The following is a 25928-nucleotide window of genomic DNA, read 5'->3' on the forward strand; positions in this document are numbered from 1 at the left end:
CGGCGTCAGAAAAGGAGAGTCCCATGAAAGTCATCCTTCTGGGTGAGCTTCGGGGCAAGGGCGGAGAGGGCGACATCATCGACGTCGCCCAGGGATATGCCGAGAACTACCTGTTCCCCAACGGCATCGCCCAGCCCGCCACCCCGGGCAACATCAAGCAGCTCGAGCAGCGTCGCAACAACATCGCCATCCGTGAGGCCAAGCGCATCGCCGATGCCGAGGCCCTTCGCGATCAGCTCGACGGCAAGGTCGTCGTCATCGATGTGAAGATCGGCGACGAGGGCCAGCTCTTCGGCTCGGTCACCAATGCCATGGTGGGCGACGCCCTCAAGGAGCAGTACGGCATCGAGATCGACCGCAAGCGCATCGAGATCAACAAACCCATCAAGACCGCCGGCCTTCACGAGGTCGTCGTGGGCATCTACCGCACCATCTTCGCCACCATCGGCGTCCAGGTGGGTGCCCCCGAGGACCTGCCCGAGGGCGACGAGGACGTTCCCGCCGACGAGGAGATTGTCGCCGAGGACGCCTCCGAGGCCACGGAGTCCGAGGAGGCCTAAGGGGTTCCCGGGTACGGCGAGTAGCCCGCTTTCAACAACGGCTTTTCGTCCACCCGTGGCATTCCACCGGCTTTTACCTGCGCGATCATAAGAGGGGGCTGTCCGTCAAGGTCGACGGACGGCCCCCTCTTTCCTGTGGTTTACCAAAACAGTGCTATCTACCTGCAACTTTGTGCTGAGCAATGAAAGAACCGCTGGTAGGGCCCATGGTTCTGTGTGAATACGAACAGAGGTTCTACCAATGTTGACAACTGTCATGGGGGCGCCCGCAAAGTTTGTTGAAAACGTTTAAAACCGGCGAAGGTCCAGCACGGGGGCCTCTCCTTGGAAACATCGGGGTGATGATAAGGCGGAACGCCCGATTTCCCATAATCAGTCTAACCTCTTACCGGTCCCGATGGGCTAGGATACCGGTGCCGCACCCGTTGTGAGCCGAGAGGAGCCCATGGCCATCGCCACCGTGCCGGCGCCCACGTTCGGCGCCGCGCCCCCCGCCATGCCCCAGGACGTCGAGGCCGAGAAGTCCGTGCTCTCGGCCATGATGCTGTCCCAGGACGTCCTGCAGGAGTGCCTCGTCGAGCTCGAGGACAACGACTTCTACCTGCCGCGCAACCAGGTGGTCTACCAGACCCTGCGCGACATGTTCGACAACTCGCTGCCCATCGACCCCCTGAGCGTGGCCGACCGTCTCCAGAGCGCCAAGAAGCTCGAGAGCGTAGGCGGGCCCGCCTACCTGGCGGAGCTTGCGGCCAACACCTTCTCGCTCTCCTCCTGGCGCCACCACGCCGAGATACTCCGGCGCGACGCCACCCTGCGCCAGATCATCACGGCCTCGGCCCAGATCACGAGCCTGGCCTTCGACGCCCCGGAGGACACCAAGGAGGTCGTGGACTCCGCCGAGCGCATGATCCTCTCCGTGACCGACCGCGACGTGCGCTCCAACTACATCTCCATGCAGGACGCCATGCAGGCCCTCTACGCCGAGCTCCAGGCCCAGGCCGAGAGCGGTGAGGAGATCGCCGGCGTGCGCACGGGCTTTCAGCGCCTGGACGACATGCTCCTTGGCATGCGCGAGGGCCAGATGGTGGTCGTGGGCGCCCGTCCCGGTGTGGGCAAGACGTCGTTCGCCCTCAACCTGGCCGTGCAGGCGGCCGAGGCCGGCGCCACCGTGGCGTTCTTCTCCCTGGAGATGAGCTCGACAGAGATCGCGCAGCGCCTGCTGTCCGCGTACTCGCAGGTGCCGCTCCAGAAGATCCGCTCCGCCAGGATCGCCGGCGAGGATTGGACCAACCTCATGGACGCCTCCGCGCGCCTCTCCCAGCTGGACATCCTCATCGACGACACCCCCGGCACCACGGTCACCGAGGTGAGGGCCAAGGCCCGCCGCATGCTCCGCAACAAGGAGAAAGCTGTAATCATCCTCGACTACCTGCAGCTCGTGAGCCCGCCGCCCTCCAAGCGCTCGGACTCCCGCGCCACGGAGGTCTCCGAGATGAGCCGTGGCATCAAGATCATGGCCAAGGACCTCCGCGTGCCTGTGGTAGCCCTGTCGCAGCTCAACCGTACGTCCGAGAACCGCACCGGCAAGCGCCCGCAGCTCTCCGACCTGCGCGAGTCCGGCTCCATCGAGCAGGACGCCGACATCGTCATCCTGCTCGACCGCTCCTCCACCCCCGAGGAGGCCGAGCGGGCCGACCGTCCCGACGAGGGCATCACCGAGTTCATCGTGGCCAAGAACCGCTCGGGTCCCGTGGGCACCATCGAGATGGTCTTCCTCAAGGAGTCCACGCGCTTCATGCAGCTGGACCGCAACCACGACGCCTAGCACCGCCGCTCCGTCCCTCCACCCGGACACTTTTGTCCCAATGGTCGGGCACTTCTGTCCCACCGCAATGTTATCATTATAGAAATATGTTTAGTGATGCATTCGACGGGGAGGGGCGCCGTGGGCGCTGACGGCCGTGCTTTGAGATGGGTGGTGTTGGCGGCCTTGGCGCTGCTGTGCCCATCCGCCCCTCTCGCGGCCGCTTGGTCCGGGGTGCTTTGGTTCGTCCTGTCCAGGTCGGAAGGGGGCTTCGGGGACGGTGTCGCCGACGGCCTTATCTGGGCGGTGGCCCTGGCCTTGTTGATGGTTTCCGCCCGATGGGTTCCGCCGGAAGATTGGGTGATCGTCGACGCTGTTCTATGGCCTCCGGTGCCGTGCGCCCTCGTGCAGTGTCTGCTTGCCGTGCTCTTTTACCTCCGTGGTCTCGACGTCCAAAGCTTCGTCCTTCCCAGCATCGCCGGCATCGTCTCCGGATTGGTTCTCGCGGCCGACATCCCGTCGGCCGTCGTGTACCTCTCGAGCATCGGTTCGATCGCGGTTTTCTCCTATGCCCTCGCAGAGGGGCGCACCGGGGCGCCCGCTGTCACGAGGGCCGAGGAGAGGGGGATCGTATCAAGTGTTCCAAAGGGGCGTTTGAGTCCGCGTGAGGAGCAGGTTGCCGACCTTGTGGCTGTCGGGGAGACTCCGGCGGCAGTGGCGGGGGCCCTCGGTATTCGCGAAGGGACCGTTCGTGTGGTCCTCAGCCATGTATACGAAAAGCTCGAGCTGGATGGAATCGGGTCGCTGAGGAGACTGTACGGTCCGGCCGTTGGGGGTGGAGAAGGGTCTTCTGCCGGCACCTACCGCAGGGGACGAAGCCTGTGCCTTGGCATAGCCGGCGGCTGCTGCCTTGCGGCTGGCGCTACCGCTGATATGGGCTTCTCTCTTGAGATGCCGCTGCTTGCCGCATCGGTCGTTCTTTTGGTCGGGTTTGTCCCGCGGCGCGGTATCATCCTGCCGGCTGTCCTCGAGGACCCCTATGGCCTGGCGGTTTTGCTCGTGGGGTCGTTGGTGGGCTGGGTTACAACCACATCCTTTGCCTGGGCCTGTGCGGTTGCGGGTCTTGCCGCCCAGCTGCCGCTTGACCTGACCCCGGCGCTGGCGGCCCGCCTTCTCGCGTTTGCGCTTCCTGTGGCAGTGGCCTTTCTGCCGGCGGTTGTGGGGTGCTTCTCGCCGGCGCCAATGGAGGTGGGTCAGGAGGAGCGCCTGGATCACTATCTGAGGTATCGAGGGTGCAGCGCGTTGGAGGCGGCGGTCCTCCTGGCCATCGTCGCCGGAAAGACGGGGCCGCAGATCGCCGAGTCCATCCACTATTCCCTCGGCACGGTGAACAGGCTGCAGCGGCGTGGGTACGCGCGGATGGGCGTGCACTCGGTTACCGAGCTCCGAAAACTCGTTGCGGACGCCCTGGCGTCGGACGCACACCTACCCCTTTCGTAGCTCAAGAGACTTTGTCTCGCAGGTAGGCCACCCATCCCCTCACCACACCGACGCCCGCGGCAAACCACCAGAACCAGACGGGCACGGTGAGAAATGCCGGTCGCGGACCCTGCCATATCGGGATGTAGCGGGTGAAAAGGAAGAGCGTCGCCGCCCCGAACGCGAGCGACGCGACGGTGAGCATCGTGCCCGGTTGCTCCCCTCCCCGCCAGAACCCCTCGGGAAACCGCATATAGACCCATGTGAGGGCGGGTAACGCGACGACGGGCCATACCTGGTCGGGGTGGCCCGAGCGCACGGCGAGGAGCCAGCAGGCGACCCCGACGGCGCCCGCCAGCGCCACAGCGCGCATCTCGCGGTTAGGAGGGACGGTTTCCATAGACCTCCTTCAACGGTTGTCATGCATGCTGGCATCGTGGACCGCGGGGCCGCCCGTGTCTCTATGCACCCCGTATCTTCCCGCGTTTATGACGGTGCGGCTCGGGTGTCTTGGTCCCCGCCCGGCGACGTCGGTCTGGCCCTTCTCGCCGTTTGGTACTTTTTCGCGAACAAGGGGACCGAAAACCACCAAACGGCGGGTTGTTTGGTGGTTTAGATGAGTTTTGTAATCGAAAAGTACCAAATGGCCGAAGCGGGCGCTTCGAGGGGGCGGCGGCTCCCTCCCGCCCCAGCCGGCGCCCTGCCGGCGCCCCGGTCTTATCTATACTGGAGGGGTTCCCGCGCCGCGGGGGAAGCGGCGCCACTGTCTGTTAGGGGAGAGAGCGTATGGCCTCGACGATTCTTGTGGGTACCCAGTGGGGCGATGAGGGCAAGGGCAAGGTGACCGACCTCATCTCCGGTGAATACGACGTGGTCTGCCGCTGCCAGGGCGGCGCCAACGCGGGTCACACCGTGATGGCCAACGGCCACAAGTTCGGCCTTCACCAGATCCCGTCCGGCGTCATGTACGACGGCGTGGTGCCCGTCATCGGCAACGGCTGCATCGTCGATCCCTCGGTGGTGCTCGAGGAGTTCGCCACCCTGGACGCCCAGGGCGTCTCCTACGACAACCTCAAGATCAGCGGCAACGCGCATATCGTGATGCCCTACCACAAGGACCTCGACGGCGCCAACGAGCGGCGCCTCGGCAAGAACCTCATCGGCACCACGCGCCGCGGCGTGGGCCCGTGCTACTCCGACAAGGCCGCCCGCATCGGCCTGCGCATGCAGGACATGCTCGACGAGAAGATCTTCCGCCAGAAGCTCGAGTGCGCCCTGCTCGAGAAGAACCCCATCCTCGAGAAGATCTACGACATGCCCGGCTACACCGTGGACCAGATCTGCGAGACCTACCTGCCCTATGCCGAGCGCCTGCGCCCCTACATCATCGAGAGCTCGCGTTTCCTCAACGAGTGCATCGACGAGGGTAAGAACATCCTGTTCGAGGGCTCCCAGGCCACCATGCTCGACATCGACTTCGGCACCTATCCCTTCGTCACGAGCTCCAACTGCACGGCCGGCGGCGCCATCACCGGCTCGGGCGTGGGCCCCAAGCACGTGGACCGCGTGCTCGGTATCGCAAAGGCCTACCTCACCCGCGTGGGTTCGGGCCCGTTCCCCACGGAGCTGCCCCAGGGCGACGAGATCGGCGAGCTCCTCTGCGAGACCGGCCACGAGTACGGCGTGACTACGGGTCGCAAGCGCCGTTGCGGCTGGTACGACGCCGTCATCGTCAACTACGCCGCCCGCGTCAACGGCCTCACCGACCTCGCCGTGACCAAGCTCGACGTACTCGGCTGCCTCGACACCATCAAGGTCTGCATCGCCTACGACGTGGACGGCGTGCGCTACACCACGGTCCCCGAGCACCAGTCGCTGTTCTACGACGCCAAGCCCGTCTACATCGAGCTCCCCGGCTGGAAGTGCGACATCTCGAACGTGCGCAGCTACACCGAGCTGCCCCGCGAGGCCAAGGACTACATCGACCTCATCGAGCGCCTCTCCGGCGTGCGCGTCTCCATCATCGCTGTCGGCCCCGACCGTGAGCAGACCATCAACCGCCACTGGAACTAGGCAAACAGCCCACGACCCCGCTCCGGAAAGGGGGACCGTTTGTTCGCCATCGTGACAGACACGCTGTCAGACCTCCCGCTGGAGTGGTGCGACGAGCACGACGTGCGGCTGGTGCCCATGCACCTGCGCACGCGGGCCGGCGACTCCCGCGACGTGCTGGAGGTGCATCCCGCCGACACCTATGTGACACTCGCCACCAAGCCGTCGTCCGTGCGCACCTCGCAGCCGTCCCCATCGGAGTTCACCGAGGTCTTCGACGGTCTGCTCGACTCCGGCGTGACCCAGATCCTGTGTGTGACGGCCTCCTCGGCGCTGTCCCAGACCTACGACAACGCCGTGGCCGCCGCCCGCGCCGCCAACAAGCGCGGCCAGGTGGCCGTGATCGACTCCAAGACGCTGTCGGCGGCCGAGGGCATCGTCGTGGCGGACATCGTCCACGGCCGCGAGGTCGGCATGGGCTTCGAGGAGGCCGTGGACCACGCCGCCCGCCTCGTGCGCCATGTGACGCTGCTGCTCATCGCCCCGCCCGGCGCCCGGCTCTTCCCGCGCCCGGGCCACCGCGCGCCCATCAGACGCCTCCGACGCGTCATGGAGGGTTGGATGGGGGCCTACGGGCTCGTCACCCTCGACGAGCAGGGACGCCTGGTCACGGTGGGCCGTGCCGCGGACCAGCGCATGCTCGCCGGCCGCATCGCGCGCCTCATGAGCCTCGACGCCCAGCGCGACGGGTCCCTGCGCTACGTTGAGATCTGCGTGGGCTACCCCAGGAGCCTCTCGGTGCTCGAGAAGCCTCTGGACACCAACGAGTTCATCAGCCGCCGCACCTCGGTGGCCAACGTGTCGGGCGCCGTGGCCTGCCAGCTGGGGCTGGGGTCCGTGGGCATCGCCTACGCGCCGGCTCGCTACCTCGTGGGCGGCGACCTCGACGAGGGGGCCGGCTACTTCCACGAGGGGGAGCTCGAGGAGGTCGGGCTCTGATCCGGGCGGTCCCGCGGGGGAGCGGGGCCGCCCCTTTTGCGCCCGGCACCGCCGCGGCGCCCACGAGAGAGAAGAGAGAGGACACAGACCATGGACGTTCTGCTTTTGGGTGCCGGCGGCCGCGAGCACGCGCTGCTCAAGGCCATCCAGGCATCGCCGGAGTGCGGCCGCGTGTGGGCGGCCCCCGGCAACGGCGGCATGGCGGGCGCCGACGTCGCCCCCATCGACGAGAACAGCCCGGCCGCCGTGGCCCGCTTCGCCACGGACAACGGCGTCGACCTCGTGGTCATTGGCCCTGAGGCGCCGCTCGTGGCCGGTGTGGCCGACGCCTGCCGCGACGCCGGCGTGCCGGTCTTCGGCCCCGGCGCCGAGGCTGCGCAGCTGGAGGGGTCCAAGCTCTTTGCCAAGCGGGTCATGGAGCGCGCCGGCGTGCCCACGGCTGCCTATGCCTCGTTCACCGAGGAGGCCCCTGCCCTGGCCTACGTCGAGGAGCAGGGCGCCCCGCTCGTGGTGAAGGCCGACGGCCTGGCCGCCGGCAAGGGTGTGGTGGTGGCCCAGACCGTGGAGGAGGCCGCCGAGGCCGTGCGCTCGTGCTTCTCGGGTGCCTTCGGAGAGGCCGGGTCGTGCGTGGTGGTCGAGGAGATGCTCACCGGCCCGGAGTGCTCGCTCCTCTCGGTGACCGACGGCACCACCGTGGTGCCCCTGGCCTGCGCCCAGGACCACAAGCGCGCCCTGGAGGGCGACCTCGGCCCCAACACGGGCGGCATGGGCGTCTACTCGCCGGTGCCCTTTGTGACGCCGCAGGAGCAGGCGGCCATGGAGACCGCCAACGAGAAGGTGGTCCGCACCTTGGCGGCCATGGGCATCCCGTACCGAGGGGTCATCTACGGCGGCTTCATGCTCACGCCCGAGGGGCCCAAGGTGCTCGAGTTCAACGCGCGGTTCGGCGACCCCGAGACCCAAGTGATCGTGCCGCGCTTCAAGGGCGACCTGCTGCGGTTCCTCTACGCGGCGGCCACCGGCACGCTGGACGCCGCCATGGCCTCCTGGGACGACGACTGGGCCGTGTCGGTGGTGCTCGTCTCGGAAGGCTATCCCGGTTCTTATGAGAAGGGAAAGCCCATCACGGGTATCGAGGAGGCCGAGGAGGTGCCCGGCGTCACGGTGTACCATGCCGGCACCGCCCTCGCAGACGACGGCACCCTGGTCACCGCCGGTGGCCGCGTGCTCGACGTGACCGCCGTGGCCCCCACCTTCGAGGGGGCGCGCGACGCCGCGTACGCCGCCTGCGATAGGATCGGGTTCGAGGGCAAGACCCTGCGCCGCGACATCGGCGCCAAGGCCCTGCGGGGCCGCGAGGCTTGGGAGGTTTAGGACGTGGACGAGCAGACCGAGGACGTGGCCGTGGTGGAGGAGCCTGCGGAGGAGGCCTCCGACGGCTGTGACCACGCGTCGGGGACGCCTTGTCGGAGGGAGTTCGTGGGTGGGGGAGACGACCCGCGCGACCGCGGCCTCTGCGAGGCCATCGACTCCGAGGAGAAGGCCTGGGAAGGCAGGATATTCGACGTCGACACGCTGCGGGTGACTCTGCCCGACGGGCGCCCCGCCCGCCGCGACGTGGTGCGACACCCGGGGGCCGTGGCCCTCGTGGCCCTCACCGACGACGGTCGTGTCTGTCTTGTGCGCCAATATCGCACCGCCCTCGACCGGGTGACCGTGGAGCTGCCCGCCGGCAAGCTCGACCCCGGCGAGGATCCGGAGCACTGCGCCCGCCGCGAGCTACTCGAGGAGACCGGCTTCGAGGCCGAGAAGCTCGCCTTGCTCACGTCTATCGTCACGAGCTGCGGCTTCTCCGACGAGCTCATCCACATCTACATGGCCACGGGCCTCACGTTCGTCGGGTCCGACCCCGATGCCGACGAGTTCCTCAACGTGGACCTCGTGGACACGGAGGAGTTCGTCGACGCCGTGCTGGACGGCCGTGTGGAGGACGCCAAGACCGTGGTGGGAGCCTTGGCCCTGGACGCCATCGGCCGCCGCCTCGGCTGACCCCTGTCCCATCACCCGGACACTTTTGTCCCAACGGTCGGGCACTTCTGTCCCAAAACGGGGCTGACGCGGATGTGCGTCAGCCCCGTTGCCTGTGTCAAAGGGGACGGAGGGTTCTATCACATGGCGGGGTCAATCGGTGCCGCTCAGCCCTTCTTGATCTCGTCGGCGGCGCTGACCCCCACGACGAGGAGGCAGTAGGCCCCACGGACGAGCAGGACGACCCCGATGGCAACCCCGGCGAGCTTGGCGACGATCAGAGGATCCATGGCATAATCCCATCTTCGTAATCGGTTAGCCGTAGTGAACGCTAGTAACGAGTTGCGATCCACTGATATTTCCTTTTAGGAATCGCGTATCTGATGTTTGAATGGAACTGCCTCTACCAATGGGCCTATGACCACTGTACGTCCCTCTAAGAGTGTCTTACTGATAAGAGTAAAATGTGTCGGTAAAAGGTAGATATATTCACGTAAGCGTAAAAAAGTCAATATTTTACTCACTATGATAGAGATATTGAATCAAGTGAATGGTCCATGACGCCATCGGGTCATTCCACCGCCACCGACATCGCCGTGTTGACCAGACCCTCCCACGCCCCAGTCGCACCCCGCGCCGCAAGTCCCGCCCCGCGCACCTCGCGCGCCCGCGAGGGGTAGAGTCTCTACGGTCCGTCGTTTTCCGTACCCGAGGAGCCGCCCGTGTCTTCGCACCGTCCCACCCTGTTCCGCTCGTTCCTCGAGTACTACCGCCCCCACTGGGCCCTCTTCTGGGGCGACACTGCCTGTGCCATCGTGCAGGCCGGCACAGAGCTCGCCTTCCCCGTCATCCTCCGCGGCCTGGCCGACGGCCTCTTTTCCGACGGCTCCGAGGCCATCCTCTCCAACCTTTGGTGGATCTGCCTGGGCCTCGTGTTCATGTACGCCGTGCGCTACGGCTGCCGCTACTTCGTGAGCTGCTGGGGCCACATCATGGGCGCCCGCATGGAAAGCGCCATGCGCCGCGACCTCTTCGACCAGTACGAGCGCTTCTCGTTCTCGTACTTCGACCGCCACAACACCGGCGACCTCATGAGTCGCCTGGTCTCGGACCTCTTCGACATAGCCGAGGCGGCCCACCACCTGCCCGAGGCCATCATCGTGTGCACCATCGAGGTCGTGGGCGCCTTCGTGGTCATGTTCCTCATCAACTGGCAGCTTGCCCTTGCCATGGCCGTGGTCACCGCGGTGCTCGGCTACTGGTGCCTGCGCGTGAACCGCCGCATGAAGCGCATATTCACCGAGAACCGCGAGCGTATCTCCGACGTCAACAGCCAGCTGGAGGACTCCCTCGGCGGCGCCCGCGTGGTGAAGTCCTTTGCCAACGAGGACCTGGAGCGTGCCAAGTTCGGCCGCTCCAACGACGCCTACCTGGGATCAAAGGAGGCCATGTACCGCGCCATGGGCAGCTATCAGGCCGCCGCAGCCCTGCTCACCGGCGCCCTCTACACCATCATCATCGTCTTTGGCGGCTATCTCGTGGCGGCCGGCTCCATGACCGTGACGGACCTCGCCACCTACGCCCTCTACGTAAGCCTGTTCACCACGCCGCTCCAGACTCTCATCGACTTCACCGAGATGTTCCAGAAGGCCCGCGCCGGCTTCAAGCGCTTCGACGAGGTGCTCACCACCAAGCCCGACATCGCCGACGCGCCCCACGCCAAACCCCTCGAGGTCACCCGCGGCCACGTGCGCTACAGCGACGTCTGGTTCTCCTACGGCGACGACGTCCAGGACACCCACAAGGCCGTGCTCCAGGGCTTCGACCTCGACATCGAGCCGGGTCGCACCTATGCCCTCGTGGGCCCCTCGGGTGGTGGCAAGTCCACCACCTGCGCCCTGCTCCCGCGTTTCTACGACGTGGACCGCGGGTCGGTGACCATCGACGGCCAGGACGTGCGCGACGTGCAGCTGGGCAGCCTGCACCGGGCCGTCGGCCTCGTGCAGCAGGACGTCTACCTGTTCAACGGCACCATCGCCGATAACATCTCCTACGGCCGCCCCGACGCCACGTTCGAGGAGGTCGTGGAGGCCGCCCGCAAGGCCAACATCCACGACTTCGTCTGCGGCCTGCCCGACGGCTACGAGACCGAGGTGGGCGAGCGCGGCGGTCACCTCTCCGGCGGCCAGAAGCAGCGCATCGCCATCGCCCGGGTGTTCCTCAAGGACCCCCAGATCCTCGTGCTCGACGAGGCCACGAGCGCCCTCGACAACGAGAGCGAGCACGCCGTCCAGGAGTCGCTGGCGCGCCTGGCCGAGGGTCGCACCACCCTCGTGATCGCCCACCGCCTCTCCACCATCAAGGACGCCGACGTCATCGTCACGGTGGACGGCGGCCGTGTGGCCGAGGTGGGAACCCATGACGAGCTGCTGGCCCGCGGCGGCACCTACGCACGCTACTACCGCATGCAGTTCGAGGGGGACCGGGGATAGGGCCGCTTTCCGCTACCATCGACTGATTTCGATGTATCGTTGGCCGGTTTCTGAAAGATTTGACAGTCCCCAACGGGTAACCTTCTAAAGGCATCCCTACGCCCCGAGCTCAAGGAGGGCCCGTGATCGCGACAGTGTGGATATGGTTCTTCCTCGCGTGCATCGCCATCGGGTACGTGTGCGGCATGTTCCTCACGGCCGACGTCGTGTGCCGGCTCGTGGTCCACAGGAGCGCGTTCGAGGTGGGGGACGGCAACCCCGGTATGGCCAACATCGGCCACGAGCTCGGTCGGGGCTGGGCCGCGGTCGTCCTCGTCGGCGACTGCCTCAAGGTGCTCGTGGCCACGCTCATCTGCTGGCACTTTCTCGACATCCTCCTCCCGCTGTCCGCCTCCCTCGCCGGTGTCGGTGCCACCCTCGGCCACAACTTCCCCGCGTGGCACCGCTTCCGCGGCGGCAAGGGCGTCTCCACCACCTGCGCCGCCATCATCCTGGCGTGGCCGGCGGCGGGTGTGGTCTCCTGCCTTGCGGGTCTTGCCGCCGTGGTGTTCGGCGGCTACCTCTGCTGGGGTGCCGTGACCATCACCGGCGTCTATGAGCTCTTCTGCCTCCTGCAGCTCCTCGTGGTTCCCACGGCGAGCCTCTCCGCCTATGTGAGCGCGTGGACCATGCTCGGCTGCGCCACGGTGCTTTTCGCCCTCATGGCGGCCGCGCACGCTCCTGCCATCCGCGGCATCAAGGAAGGGGGCACGCCCCGGGCCTCCCTCTCCCAGAAGGTGTTGGGGCGTCGGCACTCGTGACCGCCCCTCTCACCGCCCCTCCCTATGGGAGTTGCGGGGATTGAACGACCCGCACAGGCGCCGTGGGCCCGGTTGCCTACAATGGGCTGGTCATGGACGGGGCCGATCATCGATGGCACGACCGGGTGGGAGACTCGATGGCGCGTGAGAAGCGGAGCAAGTGGCTGACCGACGACGAGGTCGAGGCCCTGTTCGCCACGGTCGACGAGACCGGCCACTCCAACACCGCCACCGCCGAGAAGGAGCATCGCCGCCGCCGTCGCAAGGGTGTGGGCCTCGAGGTCGACCCCCTCTCCGGCAAGGACCCCTCCGGTTCCAACGTGGGCGCCGTCATCGCCCGCACCGCCGTGGCGTTCGTCGTCGTGCTGCTCATCGCCATCGTGGGCGCCCAGGTGGGCTACGGCGTCATGCGCCGCTCCTCCACCGCCAACCTCACCGCCAGCGTAACGCCGCAGTCCGTGGCCTCCGCCCTCCAGGGTGGCGTGGAGTGGGGCAACGGCTTCACGCAGTTCCCCGAGGACTTCTCCGTGCAGGAGGCCGACGAGGCCACCGGCCGCGTGGAGGTCACCGTGGTGGACGTCACCAGCGCCAACGAGATGGAGGCCATGTCGGGCGGCTACATCCAGGCCACGGCCTTCGCCACCAACGCGCTGCTCAACCCCAACATCAACACCGTGATCTACCACATCGACGTCCACGACGGTGGAGACGGCAAGATCGAGAACGCCCAGCTCTTCGGCTTCTTGCAGCCCACGACGCCGGTGAAGAACTTCATGACGTTCATCTTCACCAAGGCCACGTCAAAGTCGGGTGGCTTCAACATCTTCTGCACCATCACCGGCATCGACGGCCCCACCATGGAACGCCTGCGCGAGAAGATCAGCTCCTCGCCGCTGGACTTCCTGGGCGCAGACTCCCCGGACGCCGACGCCACGGCCGGCGGCACGTCGGCGTCCGTGCCGACCAAGGCGGCCGGGGGATCGCAGCCGGCGGCCTGACGCCCTGTCACCCTGGTTGGGCTCCCTGCCTGCCACATCCCCGGTACCCAGGGGGCGGTCCGCGGTGTCCGCAGGCCGCCCCCCCCGTGTCGCAAGCGGTTGTCGTCCCTGGGGCCTTAGGCCTCCAGCAGCTTCGCCACCTCGCCGAGCCTGGACTCGAAGCTCACGCCGCGCATGGCGTGCTCGGGCTGGTCCTGGGTGACCACCATGGCGTCGTGGACGAACCTGCCCGCGAAGTCCACGGCGTCGCCGAGGGATCGGCCGCACATGACGGCGGCCAGGAGGCTCGAGCAGAACAGGTCGCCCGTGCCGTGGAGCATGAAGGGCAGCTTCTCGCCGGAGACCTCCAGGGCCTCGATGCCGCTGCCGGCCACGTAGTTGCGGATCTGTCCGTCGCCGTGGTCCACGCCCTTGACCACCACGGTCTTGGCGCCCATGGCCAGCAGCGCCTCCACGTTCTCCTCCACGAAGGCCTCGTCCACGTCCTGGCCTCGGTACTCGATGCCGGTGAGGATGGCGGCCTCGGTGAGGTTGGGGGTGAGGATGTCGGCGCCCTCCACGAGCCCCTTCATGGCCTCGCAGAGCTCGGGGGTGTAGGTGGGGTAGATCTTGCCGCCGTCGCCCATGACGGGGTCCACCACGCGCAGGGCGCCGGGGTGCTCCCGGTAGAGGCGCTGGATGGAGGCCACCTGCTCGGGGGCGCCCAGGAAGCCGGAGTACACGGCGTCGAGCTCCACGCCCTCCTCCTGCCAGGCGTCCAGGTAGGGCGACAGCATGTCGGTGGTGTCGAGCATGTAGAACTCAGGGTAGAGCGTGTGGGCCGAGAAGAGCGACGTGGGCACGGGGCACACGTCGCAGCCGGCGGCGGAGAGCACGGGGATGGCGACGCCGAGGGAGCACTTGCCGTAGCCGCACAGGTCGTGCACGGCCCCCACCCGGGGGATGTAGGCGCCCTCGCGCTCGTAGAGGTAGACGTCCTTGGGGCTCGCAACGCAGGTCATGGGTTCCTTCTTTCAGACGTGGACTTATGGACCGACGTACCCGCACGATGCTACCCCTCGCGGGCCGCGGATTTATCCCTCGTTCAGGTGTTATCTTTGTCTCGTCAGGACGGGCCCCGGGCACGGGGCGGGAGAGGGGAGACGCCGTGGCACAGCCGCTGGTGGGCATCATCATGGGTTCCGAGTCGGACAGGCCGGTCATGGAGGCATGCTGCACGCAGCTCGACGAGTTGGGCGTGCCCTGGGAGCTCGTGGTGGCCAGCGCCCACCGCAACCCTGCCAAGGTCCACGAGTGGGCCTCCACCGCGGCGGACCGCGGCCTCAAGGTCATCGTCGCCGCCGCCGGCAAGGCGGCGCACCTCGGCGGCGTCGTGGCCGCCTTCACGCCCCTGCCCGTGGTGGGCGTGCCCATCCGCACGAGCGACCTCGGTGGCCTGGACTCGCTGCTCTCCATGGTGCAGATGCCCGGCGGCGTGCCCGTGGCCTGTGTGGCCATCAACGGTGCAAAGAACGCCGCCATTTTCGCCACCCAGATCCTGGGTGCTACCATGGGCGGGTACCGCGAGGCTGTAGAGGGTCTGAAGGCCTCCATGGCCGAGGGCTGACACCTCGCCCAACCATCAAACCATCATCTAGGGGGCACCCTGTGGACAAGAGTCAGCTGCTCGACCAGATCAAGGACGCCATGCGCGCCAAGGACAAGAACCGCCTCTCCATTCTGCGCCAGGTCAACCAGGCCATGAAGCAGATCGAGGTGGACGAGCGCCGCGACGTCACCGAGGCCGACCTCACCGCCGCCGTCAAGAAGCTGCAGAAGGTCACGAAGGAGGAAGAGGAGGCCATCGAGCGCGCGGGCGCCGCCGGCCACGAGGAGCGCCTCGCCATGCTCCGCGAGCAGGGCGAGGTCCTCAAGGGCCTGCTGCCCGCCCAGCTCGAGGGTGACGAGCTCCGGGCCCGCATCGACGCCATCATCGCCGGGGAGGGTCTCTCCACCAAGCGTGACATGGGCAAGGTCATGGGTGCGCTCACCCGCGAGACCCAGGGCAACTTCGACAAGCCGGCCGCGGCGGCCTACGCCGGGTCCAAGCTCTCCTAGGGAGGCGTCCGTGGCCAAGAAGCCCAGGAGAAAGTGGACTTTGCGGCGCAAGGTGCTCTTCTGCCTGCTGCTGGTGCTCGACGTCGTGCTCATCGGCGCCGCCCTGTGGTTCTGGTTCGACCGCATGGGCCAGGAGCAGACCGTGGCCGACCAGGTGACCCAGGCCCAGACCCACGTGGAGGCGGGTACCGCCGACACCCCGCCCAAGGTGGACTGGGCGGCCCTCAAGGCCGAGAACCCCGACGTCTGTGCCTGGGTGCAGATTCCGGGCACGCCGGTGAACTTCCCGGTGTACCAGGGAGAGACCAACGACACCTACCTGCGTACGGGCGCCGACGGCAACTACTCCCTGGGAGGGCTCATCTTCATCGACTCCCAGAACACGGGCCCGGACCTCACAGACCAGCAGACCATGGTCTACGGGCACCACATCAACAGCCAGGACCCGGCGAGCTCCATGTTCGCCTGGATCGACACCTACAACGACCAGCAGGTCTTTGACGAGCACCCCCTTGTGTGGTGGGTCACCGAGCAGCAGACGTGGCGCCTGACGCCGCTCTACTCCTACGTGCTGCCCGAGACCGACCACATGGAGGTGCCGCTGTCGTGGCCCACCGAGCAGGAGTTCCGCGACTACCTGCGCCATGACCTGTCCATCGCCGAGACGAGCCGGCCAGACGCCGACGCGGTCATCGACGCCACAGACCGTGTGCTCACCCTTGTGACCTGCAACTACGACAAGTACGGCCGGGGCCGCACCCTCGTGGTGTGCGTGCCCCAGCAGACCGTGGACGAGGCGTCCCGGACACCCGCGGCCTAGGGGAGGCCGGGGTCGGGGGACCTCCGGACGAGGAGAGAGATGCATCCTGTCAACACCGTGCCGGCCGCAGACGGCGATACCCTGCACGAGGAGTGTGGGGTCTTCGGCGTCTGGGCCCCGGGCCTCGACGTGGCCCGCATGACGTACTTCGGCCTCAAGGCCCTCCAGCACCGCGGGCAGGAGTCCGCCGGCATCGCCGTGGGCAACGGCTCCACGGTGCTCGTGCGCAAGGACGAGGGCCTGGTGGACCAGGTCTTCACCGACGCCGACCTCAAGGCCATGCCCGGCAAGGTCGCCTGCGGCCACGTGCGCTACGGCACGAGCGGCGGTGGCGGCTGGGAGGGCGCGCAGCCGCACCTCTCCACCATCAACGACACCATCATCGCCCTGGCGCACAACGGCACCCTGGTGAACACCGACGCCATGCGTCGGGAGCTCATCAACATGGGCATCCCGTTCCGCACCCACACCGACTCCGAGGTGGCGGCCAAGCTCATCGGCTACTTCACCCAGGAGACCCACCGCATCCGCGAGGGCATCGCCAGCACCATGGCCATGCTCGAGGGTGCCTACGCCATGGCCCTTGTGCGCGAGGACGCCATCTACGCCTTCCGAGACCCCGACGGCATCCGCCCCCTCGTGCTCGGCGAGCTGCCCGGTGGCAAGGGTTGGGTCGTGGCCAGCGAGACCTGCGCTCTGGACATCGTTGGGGCCTCCTACGTGCGCGACGTCGAGCCGGGCGAGATCATCAAGATCAGCGACGACGGTCTCGAGAGCCAGCAGGAGTACCGCTCCGCGGTGCCGTCCCCCTGCATCTTCGAGCAGGTCTACTTCGCCCGCCCCGACTCCGTCATGGGAGGCGGCACGGTCTACTCGGCCCGTCGCCGCATGGGCGAGCGCCTGGCCCGGGAGGCGCCGGCCGATGCAGACCTCGTGATCGGCGTGCCCGACTCCGGCCTGCCGCCCGCGGAGGGCTTCGCCCGGGCCAGCGGCCTGCCGTTCGGCGAGGGCCTCATCAAGAACCGTTACGTGGCGCGCACCTTCATCCAGCCCACCCAGGAGCTCCGTGAGATGGGCGTGCGCCTCAAGCTCAACGCCCTCAAGGACGTCGTGGCCGGCAAGCGTCTCGTGCTCGTTGACGACTCCATCGTGCGCGGCACCACCATGGCTCAGATCGTCCGCATGCTGCGCGACGCCGGTGCGGCCGAGGTGCACGTGCGCATCAACTCGCCGGAGGTGCGCTGGCCCTGCTTCTACGGCATCGACACCGACACCCAGGACCAGCTCATCAGCGCCAACAAGTCGGTGGACGAGATCCGCGAGTTCATCGGGGCCGACTCCCTGGCGTTCCTGTCGGTGGAGGGGCTGCTCGCCTCCGTGCCGCCGGCGCCCGGCCACTGCTGCGCCTGCTTCACCGGCGACTACCCCGTGGCCATCCCGGAGGTCTTCTCCCGGGGCAGCTTCCTCGAAGGCTACGAGCCCACCAACCTCGCCGACCCGTCGCCGACGGCCCTCATGTCGGTGCAGGAGGTGGCCGACGTCTTAGAGGTGTGCCGCGAGGAGTCCGAGAACGCCTGGGGCCACGAGGTCGTGGGTGCCTCCGGCCGCGGCGAGCAGGAGGGCTGAGGAGGACCTCCCGTGGGGCTTCTGCGGGTGGCAGTGGGGCTCGAACCACCCGGAGAACGTCCTGCGGGTGGCAGTGGACTACCAGACCACCCGGAGAAGCTTCCGTGGGTACTTTTCCACCCGGAGAAGCTTCTGCGGGTGCCGATGAGCCCACCGATCACCCGTAGATCGTTCTGCGGGTGCCGATGCCGCCCTGGACCACCCACAGAACGTTTTGTGGGTGGCAGTGGGCCCCCAAACCACCCATAGAACGCCTTGCGGGTACTTTTCCACCCACAGATGCTTCTGCGGGTGCCGATGAGCCCCCGGATGACCCGTAGATCGTTCTGCGGGCGTCGGCCCGTCTCGCCATCCGTCCATGGCCCGCGGCGTCGCCCTGACCGTCACCGTCAGGATGCGGTCGGAAACCGGTCGGAACCCGGTCAGGGCCGTCCTGTACCGTGGGTCCCATGAGTACCGTGCTGTGCGACCTGGGTGCTTGGATCGTATACGCCTCTCGAGCCCCGTTCACCGTGATCCCGAAGGAAGAGGCGGCCCCTATCCTGCGTGACGCCGCGTGCGGCGCCCGACAGGCGGAGGGGCTCTGCCGGCTGCCGGCCTTCCAGGAGCTCCTCGACCTCGCCCACTGGCTGGCCGAGACGCCCCGGGACCGTCGGGTCGTACCGGACCTCCTCGTCACCGACGACCGACGCCGCCATGGGTCGGGCGCCTGCCGTCCCCATCTTTCTCCCAAGGGCATCGGGCCGTTCTCCCTGCTCCGCATGGAGGGCCCCTTCGCCGAGGCGGAAGAGCCGCTGTACGTGGTGCCGCCCGACCTCTACCTGCTCATGCGCGCCCGGGAGCTGGATGTGACCGCCTTGGCGATGGTGGCGACCACGCTGTGCTCGACCTATGTGCCGAGACCTGACCTGGGTGAGTGCCCGGGCAGACGCGAGCCCCTTGTGGGGAAGGCGGTCTTGGAGGGCTTCTCCGAGAACCTGCCTGCCCGGTGTCAGGGCGCCTCCACGTTGCGCCGCGCCCTTGCCATCACGGCGGAGGGGTCGCGGTCGCCCATGGAGACGGCACTGAGTGTGGGGCTCTCCGCACCGGGGCCCCTCGGCGGCTACGGTCTCCCGCTTCCCCGGCTCAACCACCGCGTCGACATCCCCCAGGAGCTCGGCAGGCTCATAGGGGGCCAGCGGACGATGTTCCTCGACCTCTGCTGGCCCGAGGCGGGATGGGCGGTGGAGTACGACAGTGCTATGCACCACAGCGAGGGGCGGGCCGTCGCCAAGGACCGCCGGCGCCGCGCCGTGGCCGACGCCCTGGGGATCTCCATCGTTCCCTGGGACAACCTCACGGTGGCGGACCCGGTCTCACTGGGCCTTGCCGTCGAGAGCCTCGCCGGCCACCTGGGTTGCCCGTTCTCTTGGGACCATTCCCTCTCGCAGGCGCGACGTGGGCTCCATGACCGGATCATGGGGCCCCACAGGTTCTGGTGAGGGGATAGGTGCGGGGCGGCCCGTCGGGGGTGCCGCCCGCAAAAGCTTCTGCGGGCGGCGGCAGGCCTCCGGATCACCCGTAGAACGTTCTGCGGGTGGGAACGGCGCCCCAGACCACCCGTAGAAGCTCTTGCGGGTACTTTTCCACCCGTAGAAGCTTCTGCGGGTGGCGGCGGGCCTCAAAATCGCCCGCAGAAGCTTTTGCGGGTGGTGCCGTCCTCGATGGGACGGCCTGCCGTCTCGCGGGGAGGAGTCCCCCAATGGGATAAGGTTGGGGGAGCAGAGAGAGACGGGAGAGACATGAGCGAGCACATGAGCTATGCCGACGCCGGCGTGGATGTGGACGAGGGCGCCCGCGCCGTGGACGCCATCAAGGGGGCCGCGGCCTCCACGGACCGCCCTGGCGTCATGGAGGGGTTGGGCGGCTTCGGCTGCCTGTTCGACGCGGCGCCGTTCAAGGCCATGGAGCACCCGGTGCTCGTGAGCGGCACCGACGGCGTGGGTACCAAGCTGGCCCTGGCCCAGCGTCTGGGCCGCAACGACACCGTGGGCGAGGACCTCGTGGCCATGTGCGCCGACGACGTGGTGGTCACCGGCGCCGAGCCGCTGTTCTTCCTGGACTACGTGGCGGTGGGCAAGCTCCGCGCCGAGGAGATGGCCCAGGTGGTGGGCGGCATCGCCGCGGGGTGCCGCAAGGCCGGCTGCGCCCTCATCGGCGGCGAGATGGCCGAGCACCCCGGCGTCATGGCCGCGGACGACTACGACCTCGCCGGCTTCTGCGTGGGCGTGGTGGACGCGCCCAAAATGCTGGGCAAGGACAACGTGCGCGAGGGCGACGTCATCCTCGGCCTGGCCTCGAGCGGCATCCACTCCAACGGCTACTCCCTCGTGCGCGCGGCCGTGACCGACCGCATGGACGACGCCGGGCTGCTGGAGCCCCGCGCCGAGCTGGGAGGCGAGTCGCTGGCGGACGCTCTGCTGGCGCCCACCGCCATCTACTCCGGCGCCGTGGTGCGGGCCCTCGCGGCGGGCGCCCACGTGCACGCCCTGGCCCACATCACGGGCGGCGGCATCACCGAGAACCTCGACCGTGCCATGCCGGCCGATCTCGACGCCCTGGTGGAGCGCGGCGCCGACGGCTCGGTGGCCTGGGACGTGCCGCCGGTGATCGGCTACGTGAGCCGCGCCGCCGGCCTCACGCCCGACGAGGCCTTCAAGACCTTCAACATGGGCGTGGGCATGGCCGTGGTCTGCGCGCCCGAGGACGCCGAGCAGGTCTCCGCGGCCTTCGCCGAGCAGGGCTTCCCGACGTTCGCCGTGGGCACCGTGGTGCCCGGCGAGGGCAAGGTGCGCTACACGGCGTAGGAGGCACCTCAAGAGATCGGCCGATCAACGAGAGGCGGGGTCTGGGCATGCGACCTGGCCCCGCTTTTCTGTGGCATTTCTGAGGCACAACCGAGGCCTGCTTGCGTATCGACGACCGTGGAACCTCCCTTAATCTCACTTTTAAGTTAAGTGACAGGAGGGAGTGGCCATGGGTCAGGTTCGCACGGTCGCCACGGTGACGATGAGGACGCCGTGGATATATGTCCTTCCCGCGCTGGTGGCGCTCTTTCTCCTCCTTCCCTCTCTCTATCCCGAGGCGTCGACCGGTGGTGCCGACATTCTCGAGCGATACGGTGCGGAGAACTACATGGAGACGTCGCGTCGCCTCCAACAGTGGAGGGAAGACGGTGTGGACGGCGAGCTCGTGGCGCTTGAGGAACGGGCTCTCGAGGCCCTCGGTCGCGCCCGGGAGGCAACCGATGACAAGGCGTTCTTCCAGGCGGCGGCGGACTACGAGAACGTCTCGTTGGCCCTTGTCGAGCGTGGCGTGTGGGAGGATGACGAGCTCTTTATGAGGGCGAACTCCCTCAACGTCGTAAGGGTCGCTGGGCTGGTGGAGCCGGTGGTCTACACCACGGTGGGCGAGCTTCCGGCTCTTCCATACCTGGCGTTCGTCTACGAGCAGGTGCCGTGGCTCCTTTGGGTGGGTGCCCCATGCCTGGTCGCCCTTGCCGGCGTTCTCTCCCGGACCAACGGGAGGCTCTTGGCCCTTGGCCCCTGTCAGGTCATCGGATCGCTCGGGTCCGGGTTGTTCGCCGGGCTGCTCGCGTGGGCCATGGTCATGGCGGCCTTTCTCCTTGCCGCCCTCGTCATCGCTGTACGAAACGGATGGGGCGACCCTGCCTATCCTGCGGTGTTCGTGCAAGGTGACCGGCTTGAGACATTGGGGTGCGCCGATGTCCTTCTCCGGGCGTCTGCGGTGCTCCTCGCACTGTCCCTGTTCGTCGGGATGCTCGTGGAAGCAGCCTTCTCCTTGGTGGACGATGTGCGTCTCCCCGTGGTCGCTGTGGCGGTCTTCGCCCTGCTCCCTATGGTCGTCGGGCATGACGGCGTTCCGTGGGCACCGTGGTCCCATGTCTATGTGGCCCAGACTGCCGGTGTGTGCGCCTACTTCAACGGCGGCCCCCTCTCGGAGACGCCGCAGGCCTTCCCCTTGGCATTGACCGTCTTGTTCGGATGGGCGGCCGGTCTGTCGGTCCTCGCGCTTGTCGGAAACGCCCTACGGCGAACGAACCGTATTTAGGAGGTCACCATGTATAGCGTGGAAGGCCTGTCCATCTCCCGCAAAGGGCGTCCGATCTTCAGGGACACGTCGTGCACGGTGCGCCCTGGCGAGGTATTGGGGCTTGTCGCGCCCAATGGCATGGGGAAGACCACGCTGCTGCGCTTTCTGGCAGGGGCGTGGGCCCTCGGGTCGGCCTCGACGGTGACGCTGGGCGAGGACAGGGTGAAAGACCCCAAATCGCTCGGGCGGCACGTCTTCTATGTCTCAGGTGATAGGAGCCCCCTGTACCCTGGTCTGTCCCCGCGCCAACATCTTCAGATTGTGGGTCGTATCTGGGGAGCGCCCGTCGATGTGGGTGGCTGGATCGAGCGGTGCGGAATGGGCGGATATGCGGACGTCCCGGTACGCCGCCTTTCGAGGGGGATGGCGCAGCAAGCTCTCTTGGCCGTGGCGTTCGCCGCAGGCCCGCGCTATCTCCTGTTTGACGAGCCTTTTAACGGCCTCGACCCATCGGCTGTGAGGCGGAACGAGGAGATCGTGAGGGAGCTGGTGGAGAGAGGGGCCGGTGCCTTGGTCTCGTCCCATCTCCTCCCACAGCTCGGCAGGTTGGCTGACAGGCTGGCCTATATCGATGAAGGAACTATCCGCATCGACGGTCGGGTGGAGACACCTGCGGGTGCGGAGGAGCTGTACCGGCGCGTATACGGGGAGGTGAGGACTGGGTAGCGTCGTTTTTCATATCAAGAGTGCAGAGAAAGGAAGCAAAGAATGAAGCGCAGTCGGTTCACGGTTATGGGTGTTCTCGGGATGCTGATGTTCGCTCTGATTATGGGGGGTGCCCCCGCTGGTGCTCTGGCAAAGACCTCCGACCCCGGTGGTGTCGCCGAGCCGCAGGCCATTGTCGATACGGTGGTGGACACCTTCAAGATGTGGAGCTGCAATACGACTCCGTCCCATGACAAGAGCTATTGCAAGCCGACGTACAAGACGATCAGTTATCGTGTCCGCTACGATCGAACCGGCCCTCACTTCCTACGGGCCGAGTCCGGTGTGGGGGAGTGCATCTCGGGCCATCGCGGTACATATCGGGTTTACCAGTACAAATACTTCCTTGTAAACTGAATCAACACTGATTGACCTTGGCCCCGGCCGTTCAGCGGCCGGGGCCTTCCGGCGCGAGGGGAGCCATGTCCACGGTCTGCGTAGTCGACGACAATCCGGAGCTTCTTGACCTTGTCGGTGCGTTTCTCGTCAACGACGGGTTCGACGCCCGGCTTTTCCCCACTGGAGAGGATTTCCTCGCGGGCCTGATGGCTATCGACCCCGATCTCGTGGTGCTCGACCTCATGCTTCCGGGGCTGGACGGTTTCGAGGTGCTGCGTCAGGTGCGTGCGCGGTCCAGTGTCCCCGTGATCATCCTGACCGCCCGCGGTGATGACGGGGATTATTGTCGCGGGTTGGCTCTCGGCGCCGACGACTACGTGGCCAAGCCCTTCAAGCCCCATCTCCTCATGGCAAGGATCAAGGCCTTGCTTCGACGCGTCGACTACGACCGCCCGGAATCCGATACCGGACAACCGGTGTCCCTTGGGAATGTGGGGTTCGACCCGGCCCGAAACCAGTTCGTGGTGGAGGGGAAGCCGCTTGGGCTGACTGCCCAAGAGCGGCGACTTTTGAGCTTCTTCCTTGAGCATCCCGGTGAGGCGCTGTCGAGGGACCGTCTCTTGGAGGCGGTCTGGGGCTTCGAGGAGGGCCGGATTACCCAGACGCGGGCCGTCGACGAGGCCAACCGACGGTTGCGAAAAAAGCTGCTTGCCGCAGGGGCCACCGCCTACAACCGGACGGTGCGGGGCGTCGGTTACGAGTTCTCGGACGGTCGGTGACCGTCATGGGACCCATGAGCATCGGTCGCCGGCCGACACGTGGTCTGATGTTGTTCGTCGTTGGCGCACTCGTATGCGTCTTGGCCTTCCCGGTCGTGTATATGGCGTTGGAGCGCGGCTCCGTCGAGGCTCAGGCTGGGGAGGCGCTGATGGCGGTGGTCGTGGGTCCGGCATCCACCGACCCCGGTCTGCCGCCGGTCATACGGGTCGACCTTGCGGTGCCCGGAATGGGGGATACGGAGACCTACGGATACTATCCGACGCTGACCTCCCATATCAAAGATGCCGGTATCGTCCCGGGTGACGGGGTACAGCGGTTCGAGAACGACGGTAGGACCCTCTTCTACGTCGTTGAGGGGACGCCCAACCCACAGGCTGTTGATCACAGGGTGTCCAGTGCCTTGGTTGTGGACGTGACGCCCCAGCTCTCGGTCATCGGTCATACGGCTGTCGCCCTGTTCGGCCTGTCGTTCGTGGCCGCAGGGTGTATCGCTGTGCTCGGGTATCGTTTGACGAGGTCGAGCAGGGACCATGAACGGCGCCTCAGTGAGTTCTTTGCCAACACGTCCCATGAGCTGAAGACCCCGATAGCCGTGATAGACGGCTATCGGGAGGCAATGGCGACTGGGGTGGTGGATCCCTCCGACGGCCTTCCGGTGATGGAGAGGGCCACCGACTCGATGAGACGGCAGGTGGAGGACATCCTCGCCCTTTCGAGGGCCGATGCCGGCGCGTTGAGGCCGGTGATGGAGACGGTGGACGCCCGGGAGCTCGTGTGCGACGTATTGGAGGACCTCGATATGGTCGCCGATGGGGAGGGCGTCTTCGTTTCCCTCGACGACCCCGGGACGATCAGGGGGGAGACCGACGAGCGCATGTTGGCGGCCATGGTCACGAACCTCGTGACCAATGCCGTACGACATGCATCTGCACATGTCTGGGTCTCAGCGGTAGCGGAAGAAAGCACTCTTCGGGTTATGGTGGCGAACGACGGCGAGACCCTTTCTCCCGAATCCGCGGCACGGGCCTTCGACCGTTTCTATCGTGGCGAGGGAGGGTCTTGCGGTCTCGGCCTTCCTGTGGTGGCTGCTTATGCGACGGCTCTGGGGGGAGAGGTCTCGCTCGGGGTCGAAGGCGACCGAACCGTAGCGAACCTATCCATTCCTTTTACTAAATGCTAGATTGGTTGCATACTCCATAGAAGCGGGAGGTGCCCCATGGGAGCTGCGAGCCCCGTCCGTTCCGTCATCCCCGGCCTGTGCGTCGTCGCGGTCGGCGTCGTGGGCATGGCGTGCTACGCCACGGGGGTCGAGGCGCACCTGACGGCGGCCTCGGCGGACCTCCTCTGGCGCGGCGCGCTCCTGTTCCTGGGGGATCTCCTGTGGGTGGGCCTCGGCATGGTGGCAGGCGCGCTCGTCACCGTTTCCGAGGGGAGGCATGGGCGCCTCGGGGCCGTGACCGTCGCGGCGGCTGTCGCCTTGTTCACTGTCTGCTGCGCCTTCCGCCTGTGGGCCGAGATGGGCGGCGTCTACTGGGCCCTCGCGCTCGGGCGCCCCGTCTGGCTGGTCTACCTGGCAGTAGGTGCCCTGCTCGGCCGTGGCATCCGGCTGCTGCGCGCGGGGTAAGGACAGCCGATTTCTAACGCCAAAATAGTGTCGTTAGAACCGGCTCACAACTTCTAACGCCAAAAAACGGGCGAAAAAAGCCGTTAGAGCTAGAAAAGATGGCCCACCCTACTCGCCTGCCACCAGATGACGGGTCGTCGCGTCTCCGGGTCGTGGCGGGTCCTTCACTGCGCCCTATCCGGGGTAATGTGACGCCAGTACCCAACCTTCAACGCTGCTGTCACCGGGTATGAGAAAGACGGTGATACGCTCTCCCACCCTTAGGCTTCCGTCGTCCTCAAGGGGGATTGCATAGCGAAAATCCAGGTCGAAGGTTTCCCCTGCGTCGGTTCTCAAGGTGCCAAAGCCGTTCGAGTAGCTGGTGATAACCCCGGTGTGCTCCTCGCCCGTTTCGTCGGACACGGTGCCCCCTGGCTGGTTGGTTGTATCAGTTATTGATATACCGTCGCTCGCAGAACCGCACGCACAGACCGAAAGGCCGCAAAGAGAGCAGACAAGGAGGAGTTCGAGCGCTGTGCGGAGCCTAATCAAAGAAAGCCCCTTGTAGGTCGGTGTAGGCACTTGATGCGTAGT

General features: G+C 66.8%; 26 protein-coding genes. 22 read left to right on the top strand and 4 right to left on the bottom strand.

The genetic code is table 11. The annotated features are described in order from the left end of the window. Nucleotides 1-23: 23 nt before the first annotated feature. The 3 genes from rplI (at nucleotide 24) to OR600_RS00150 (ending at nucleotide 3864) form a co-directional block, all read left to right on the top strand. Nucleotides 24-560: a 50S ribosomal protein L9 gene (rplI, locus tag OR600_RS00140; protein ID WP_251173346.1), complete on the top strand. Its 537-nt coding sequence runs from the start codon at nucleotides 24-26 to the stop codon at nucleotides 558-560. A 445-nt stretch (nucleotides 561-1005) separates the two neighbouring features. Then, nucleotides 1006-2385: a replicative DNA helicase gene (dnaB, locus tag OR600_RS00145; RefSeq protein ID WP_251173347.1), complete on the top strand. Its 1380-nt coding sequence runs from the start codon at nucleotides 1006-1008 to the stop codon at nucleotides 2383-2385. 120 nt (nucleotides 2386-2505) lie between these two features. After that, nucleotides 2506-3864 (top strand): LuxR C-terminal-related transcriptional regulator, encoded by a 1359-nt coding sequence (locus OR600_RS00150; protein WP_265590414.1) that lies wholly within the window; start codon nucleotides 2506-2508, stop codon nucleotides 3862-3864. 1 nt (nucleotide 3865) lies between these two features. On the opposite strand, the gene OR600_RS00155 is transcribed toward OR600_RS00150, so the two are convergent. After that, nucleotides 3866-4243 carry a hypothetical protein gene (locus OR600_RS00155; RefSeq protein WP_135977892.1) on the bottom strand — a complete coding sequence of 126 codons (378 nt, stop codon included), beginning with the start codon at nucleotides 4241-4243 and terminating at the stop codon, nucleotides 3866-3868. Between the two features lie 386 nt (nucleotides 4244-4629). On the opposite strand from OR600_RS00155, the gene OR600_RS00160 reads away from it, so the two are divergent. From OR600_RS00160 to OR600_RS00175, 4 genes are all read left to right on the top strand, one after another. Then, nucleotides 4630-5916 (top strand): adenylosuccinate synthase, encoded by a 1287-nt coding sequence (locus OR600_RS00160; RefSeq protein WP_135977893.1) that lies wholly within the window; start codon nucleotides 4630-4632, stop codon nucleotides 5914-5916. A gap of 39 nt (nucleotides 5917-5955) precedes the next feature. Further along, nucleotides 5956-6894, top strand: coding sequence for a DegV family protein (locus OR600_RS00165; protein WP_135977894.1), 939 nt, complete (start codon nucleotides 5956-5958; stop codon nucleotides 6892-6894). 90 nt (nucleotides 6895-6984) lie between these two features. After that, nucleotides 6985-8268 (top strand): phosphoribosylamine--glycine ligase, encoded by a 1284-nt coding sequence (purD, locus tag OR600_RS00170; protein WP_135977895.1) that lies wholly within the window; start codon nucleotides 6985-6987, stop codon nucleotides 8266-8268. Nucleotides 8269-8271: 3 nt separating this feature from the next. After that, on the top strand, nucleotides 8272-8943 hold the full coding sequence (locus OR600_RS00175; protein WP_204408247.1) for an NUDIX domain-containing protein: 672 nt from the start codon (nucleotides 8272-8274) through the stop codon (nucleotides 8941-8943). Between the two features lie 146 nt (nucleotides 8944-9089). Here OR600_RS00175 and OR600_RS00180 read toward each other — a convergent pair whose 3' ends face one another. After that, complete coding sequence (locus OR600_RS00180) at nucleotides 9090-9212, bottom strand: hypothetical protein (protein WP_255533386.1); 123 nt, start codon at nucleotides 9210-9212, stop codon at nucleotides 9090-9092. A 432-nt stretch (nucleotides 9213-9644) separates the two neighbouring features. Between OR600_RS00180 and OR600_RS00185 the strand changes: the two genes are divergently transcribed. The 3 genes from OR600_RS00185 to OR600_RS00195 all read left to right on the top strand — a co-directional run bounded on the left by OR600_RS00185 (nucleotide 9645) and on the right by OR600_RS00195 (nucleotide 13212). After that, complete coding sequence (locus tag OR600_RS00185) at nucleotides 9645-11414, top strand: ABC transporter ATP-binding protein (protein WP_265590415.1); 1770 nt, start codon at nucleotides 9645-9647, stop codon at nucleotides 11412-11414. Between the two features lie 122 nt (nucleotides 11415-11536). After that, a complete protein-coding gene (locus OR600_RS00190) occupies nucleotides 11537-12214 on the top strand; it encodes a glycerol-3-phosphate acyltransferase (protein WP_204406884.1) in 678 nt (225 codons plus the stop codon). Between the two features lie 137 nt (nucleotides 12215-12351). Continuing rightward, entirely contained in the window at nucleotides 12352-13212 is an 861-nt protein-coding gene (locus OR600_RS00195; protein ID WP_135977896.1) for a hypothetical protein, read from the top strand. A gap of 116 nt (nucleotides 13213-13328) precedes the next feature. Here the strand turns inward: OR600_RS00195 and OR600_RS00200 are convergent, their stop codons facing one another. Continuing rightward, nucleotides 13329-14213 carry a bifunctional hydroxymethylpyrimidine kinase/phosphomethylpyrimidine kinase gene (locus tag OR600_RS00200; RefSeq protein WP_204406885.1) on the bottom strand — a complete coding sequence of 295 codons (885 nt, stop codon included), beginning with the start codon at nucleotides 14211-14213 and terminating at the stop codon, nucleotides 13329-13331. A 173-nt stretch (nucleotides 14214-14386) separates the two neighbouring features. On the opposite strand from OR600_RS00200, the gene purE reads away from it, so the two are divergent. The 12 genes from purE to OR600_RS00260 all read left to right on the top strand — a co-directional run bounded on the left by purE (nucleotide 14387) and on the right by OR600_RS00260 (nucleotide 25355). Then, nucleotides 14387-14818, top strand: a complete 432-nt coding sequence (gene purE / locus OR600_RS00205; protein ID WP_135978061.1) for a 5-(carboxyamino)imidazole ribonucleotide mutase — start codon at nucleotides 14387-14389, stop codon at nucleotides 14816-14818. A 41-nt stretch (nucleotides 14819-14859) separates the two neighbouring features. Continuing rightward, a complete protein-coding gene (locus tag OR600_RS00210) occupies nucleotides 14860-15309 on the top strand; it encodes a GatB/YqeY domain-containing protein (RefSeq protein ID WP_135977898.1) in 450 nt (149 codons plus the stop codon). A 10-nt stretch (nucleotides 15310-15319) separates the two neighbouring features. Beyond that, nucleotides 15320-16129 carry a class B sortase gene (locus OR600_RS00215; RefSeq protein WP_135977899.1) on the top strand — a complete coding sequence of 270 codons (810 nt, stop codon included), beginning with the start codon at nucleotides 15320-15322 and terminating at the stop codon, nucleotides 16127-16129. A 39-nt stretch (nucleotides 16130-16168) separates the two neighbouring features. After that, on the top strand, nucleotides 16169-17755 hold the full coding sequence (gene purF / locus OR600_RS00220) for an amidophosphoribosyltransferase (protein ID WP_265590416.1): 1587 nt from the start codon (nucleotides 16169-16171) through the stop codon (nucleotides 17753-17755). A 449-nt stretch (nucleotides 17756-18204) separates the two neighbouring features. Then, nucleotides 18205-19236 carry a putative endonuclease domain-containing protein gene (locus OR600_RS00225; protein ID WP_135977901.1) on the top strand — a complete coding sequence of 344 codons (1032 nt, stop codon included), beginning with the start codon at nucleotides 18205-18207 and terminating at the stop codon, nucleotides 19234-19236. A gap of 300 nt (nucleotides 19237-19536) precedes the next feature. Next, nucleotides 19537-20601: a phosphoribosylformylglycinamidine cyclo-ligase gene (gene purM, locus OR600_RS00230; protein WP_265590417.1), complete on the top strand. Its 1065-nt coding sequence runs from the start codon at nucleotides 19537-19539 to the stop codon at nucleotides 20599-20601. 169 nt (nucleotides 20602-20770) lie between these two features. Beyond that, a complete protein-coding gene (locus OR600_RS00235) occupies nucleotides 20771-21865 on the top strand; it encodes a hypothetical protein (RefSeq protein ID WP_135977903.1) in 1095 nt (364 codons plus the stop codon). Between the two features lie 9 nt (nucleotides 21866-21874). Further along, complete coding sequence (locus OR600_RS00240; protein ID WP_135977904.1) at nucleotides 21875-22573, top strand: ATP-binding cassette domain-containing protein; 699 nt, start codon at nucleotides 21875-21877, stop codon at nucleotides 22571-22573. Between the two features lie 42 nt (nucleotides 22574-22615). Next, complete coding sequence (locus OR600_RS00245) at nucleotides 22616-22969, top strand: hypothetical protein (protein WP_135977905.1); 354 nt, start codon at nucleotides 22616-22618, stop codon at nucleotides 22967-22969. 65 nt (nucleotides 22970-23034) lie between these two features. Next, nucleotides 23035-23730, top strand: a complete 696-nt coding sequence (locus OR600_RS00250) for a response regulator transcription factor (protein WP_265590418.1) — start codon at nucleotides 23035-23037, stop codon at nucleotides 23728-23730. A gap of 14 nt (nucleotides 23731-23744) precedes the next feature. After that, nucleotides 23745-24911, top strand: coding sequence for a sensor histidine kinase (locus OR600_RS00255; RefSeq protein WP_168354018.1), 1167 nt, complete (start codon nucleotides 23745-23747; stop codon nucleotides 24909-24911). Between the two features lie 36 nt (nucleotides 24912-24947). Further along, nucleotides 24948-25355: a hypothetical protein gene (locus OR600_RS00260; RefSeq protein WP_135977908.1), complete on the top strand. Its 408-nt coding sequence runs from the start codon at nucleotides 24948-24950 to the stop codon at nucleotides 25353-25355. Nucleotides 25356-25529: 174 nt separating this feature from the next. On the opposite strand, the gene OR600_RS00265 is transcribed toward OR600_RS00260, so the two are convergent. After that, a complete protein-coding gene (locus tag OR600_RS00265; protein ID WP_135977909.1) occupies nucleotides 25530-25886 on the bottom strand; it encodes a hypothetical protein in 357 nt (118 codons plus the stop codon). Nucleotides 25887-25928 lie beyond the last annotated feature (42 nt).

It is taken from the genome of Granulimonas faecalis (genome assembly GCF_022834715.1).
GTDB classification, from domain to species: Bacteria; Actinomycetota; Coriobacteriia; order Coriobacteriales; family Atopobiaceae; genus Granulimonas; species Granulimonas faecalis.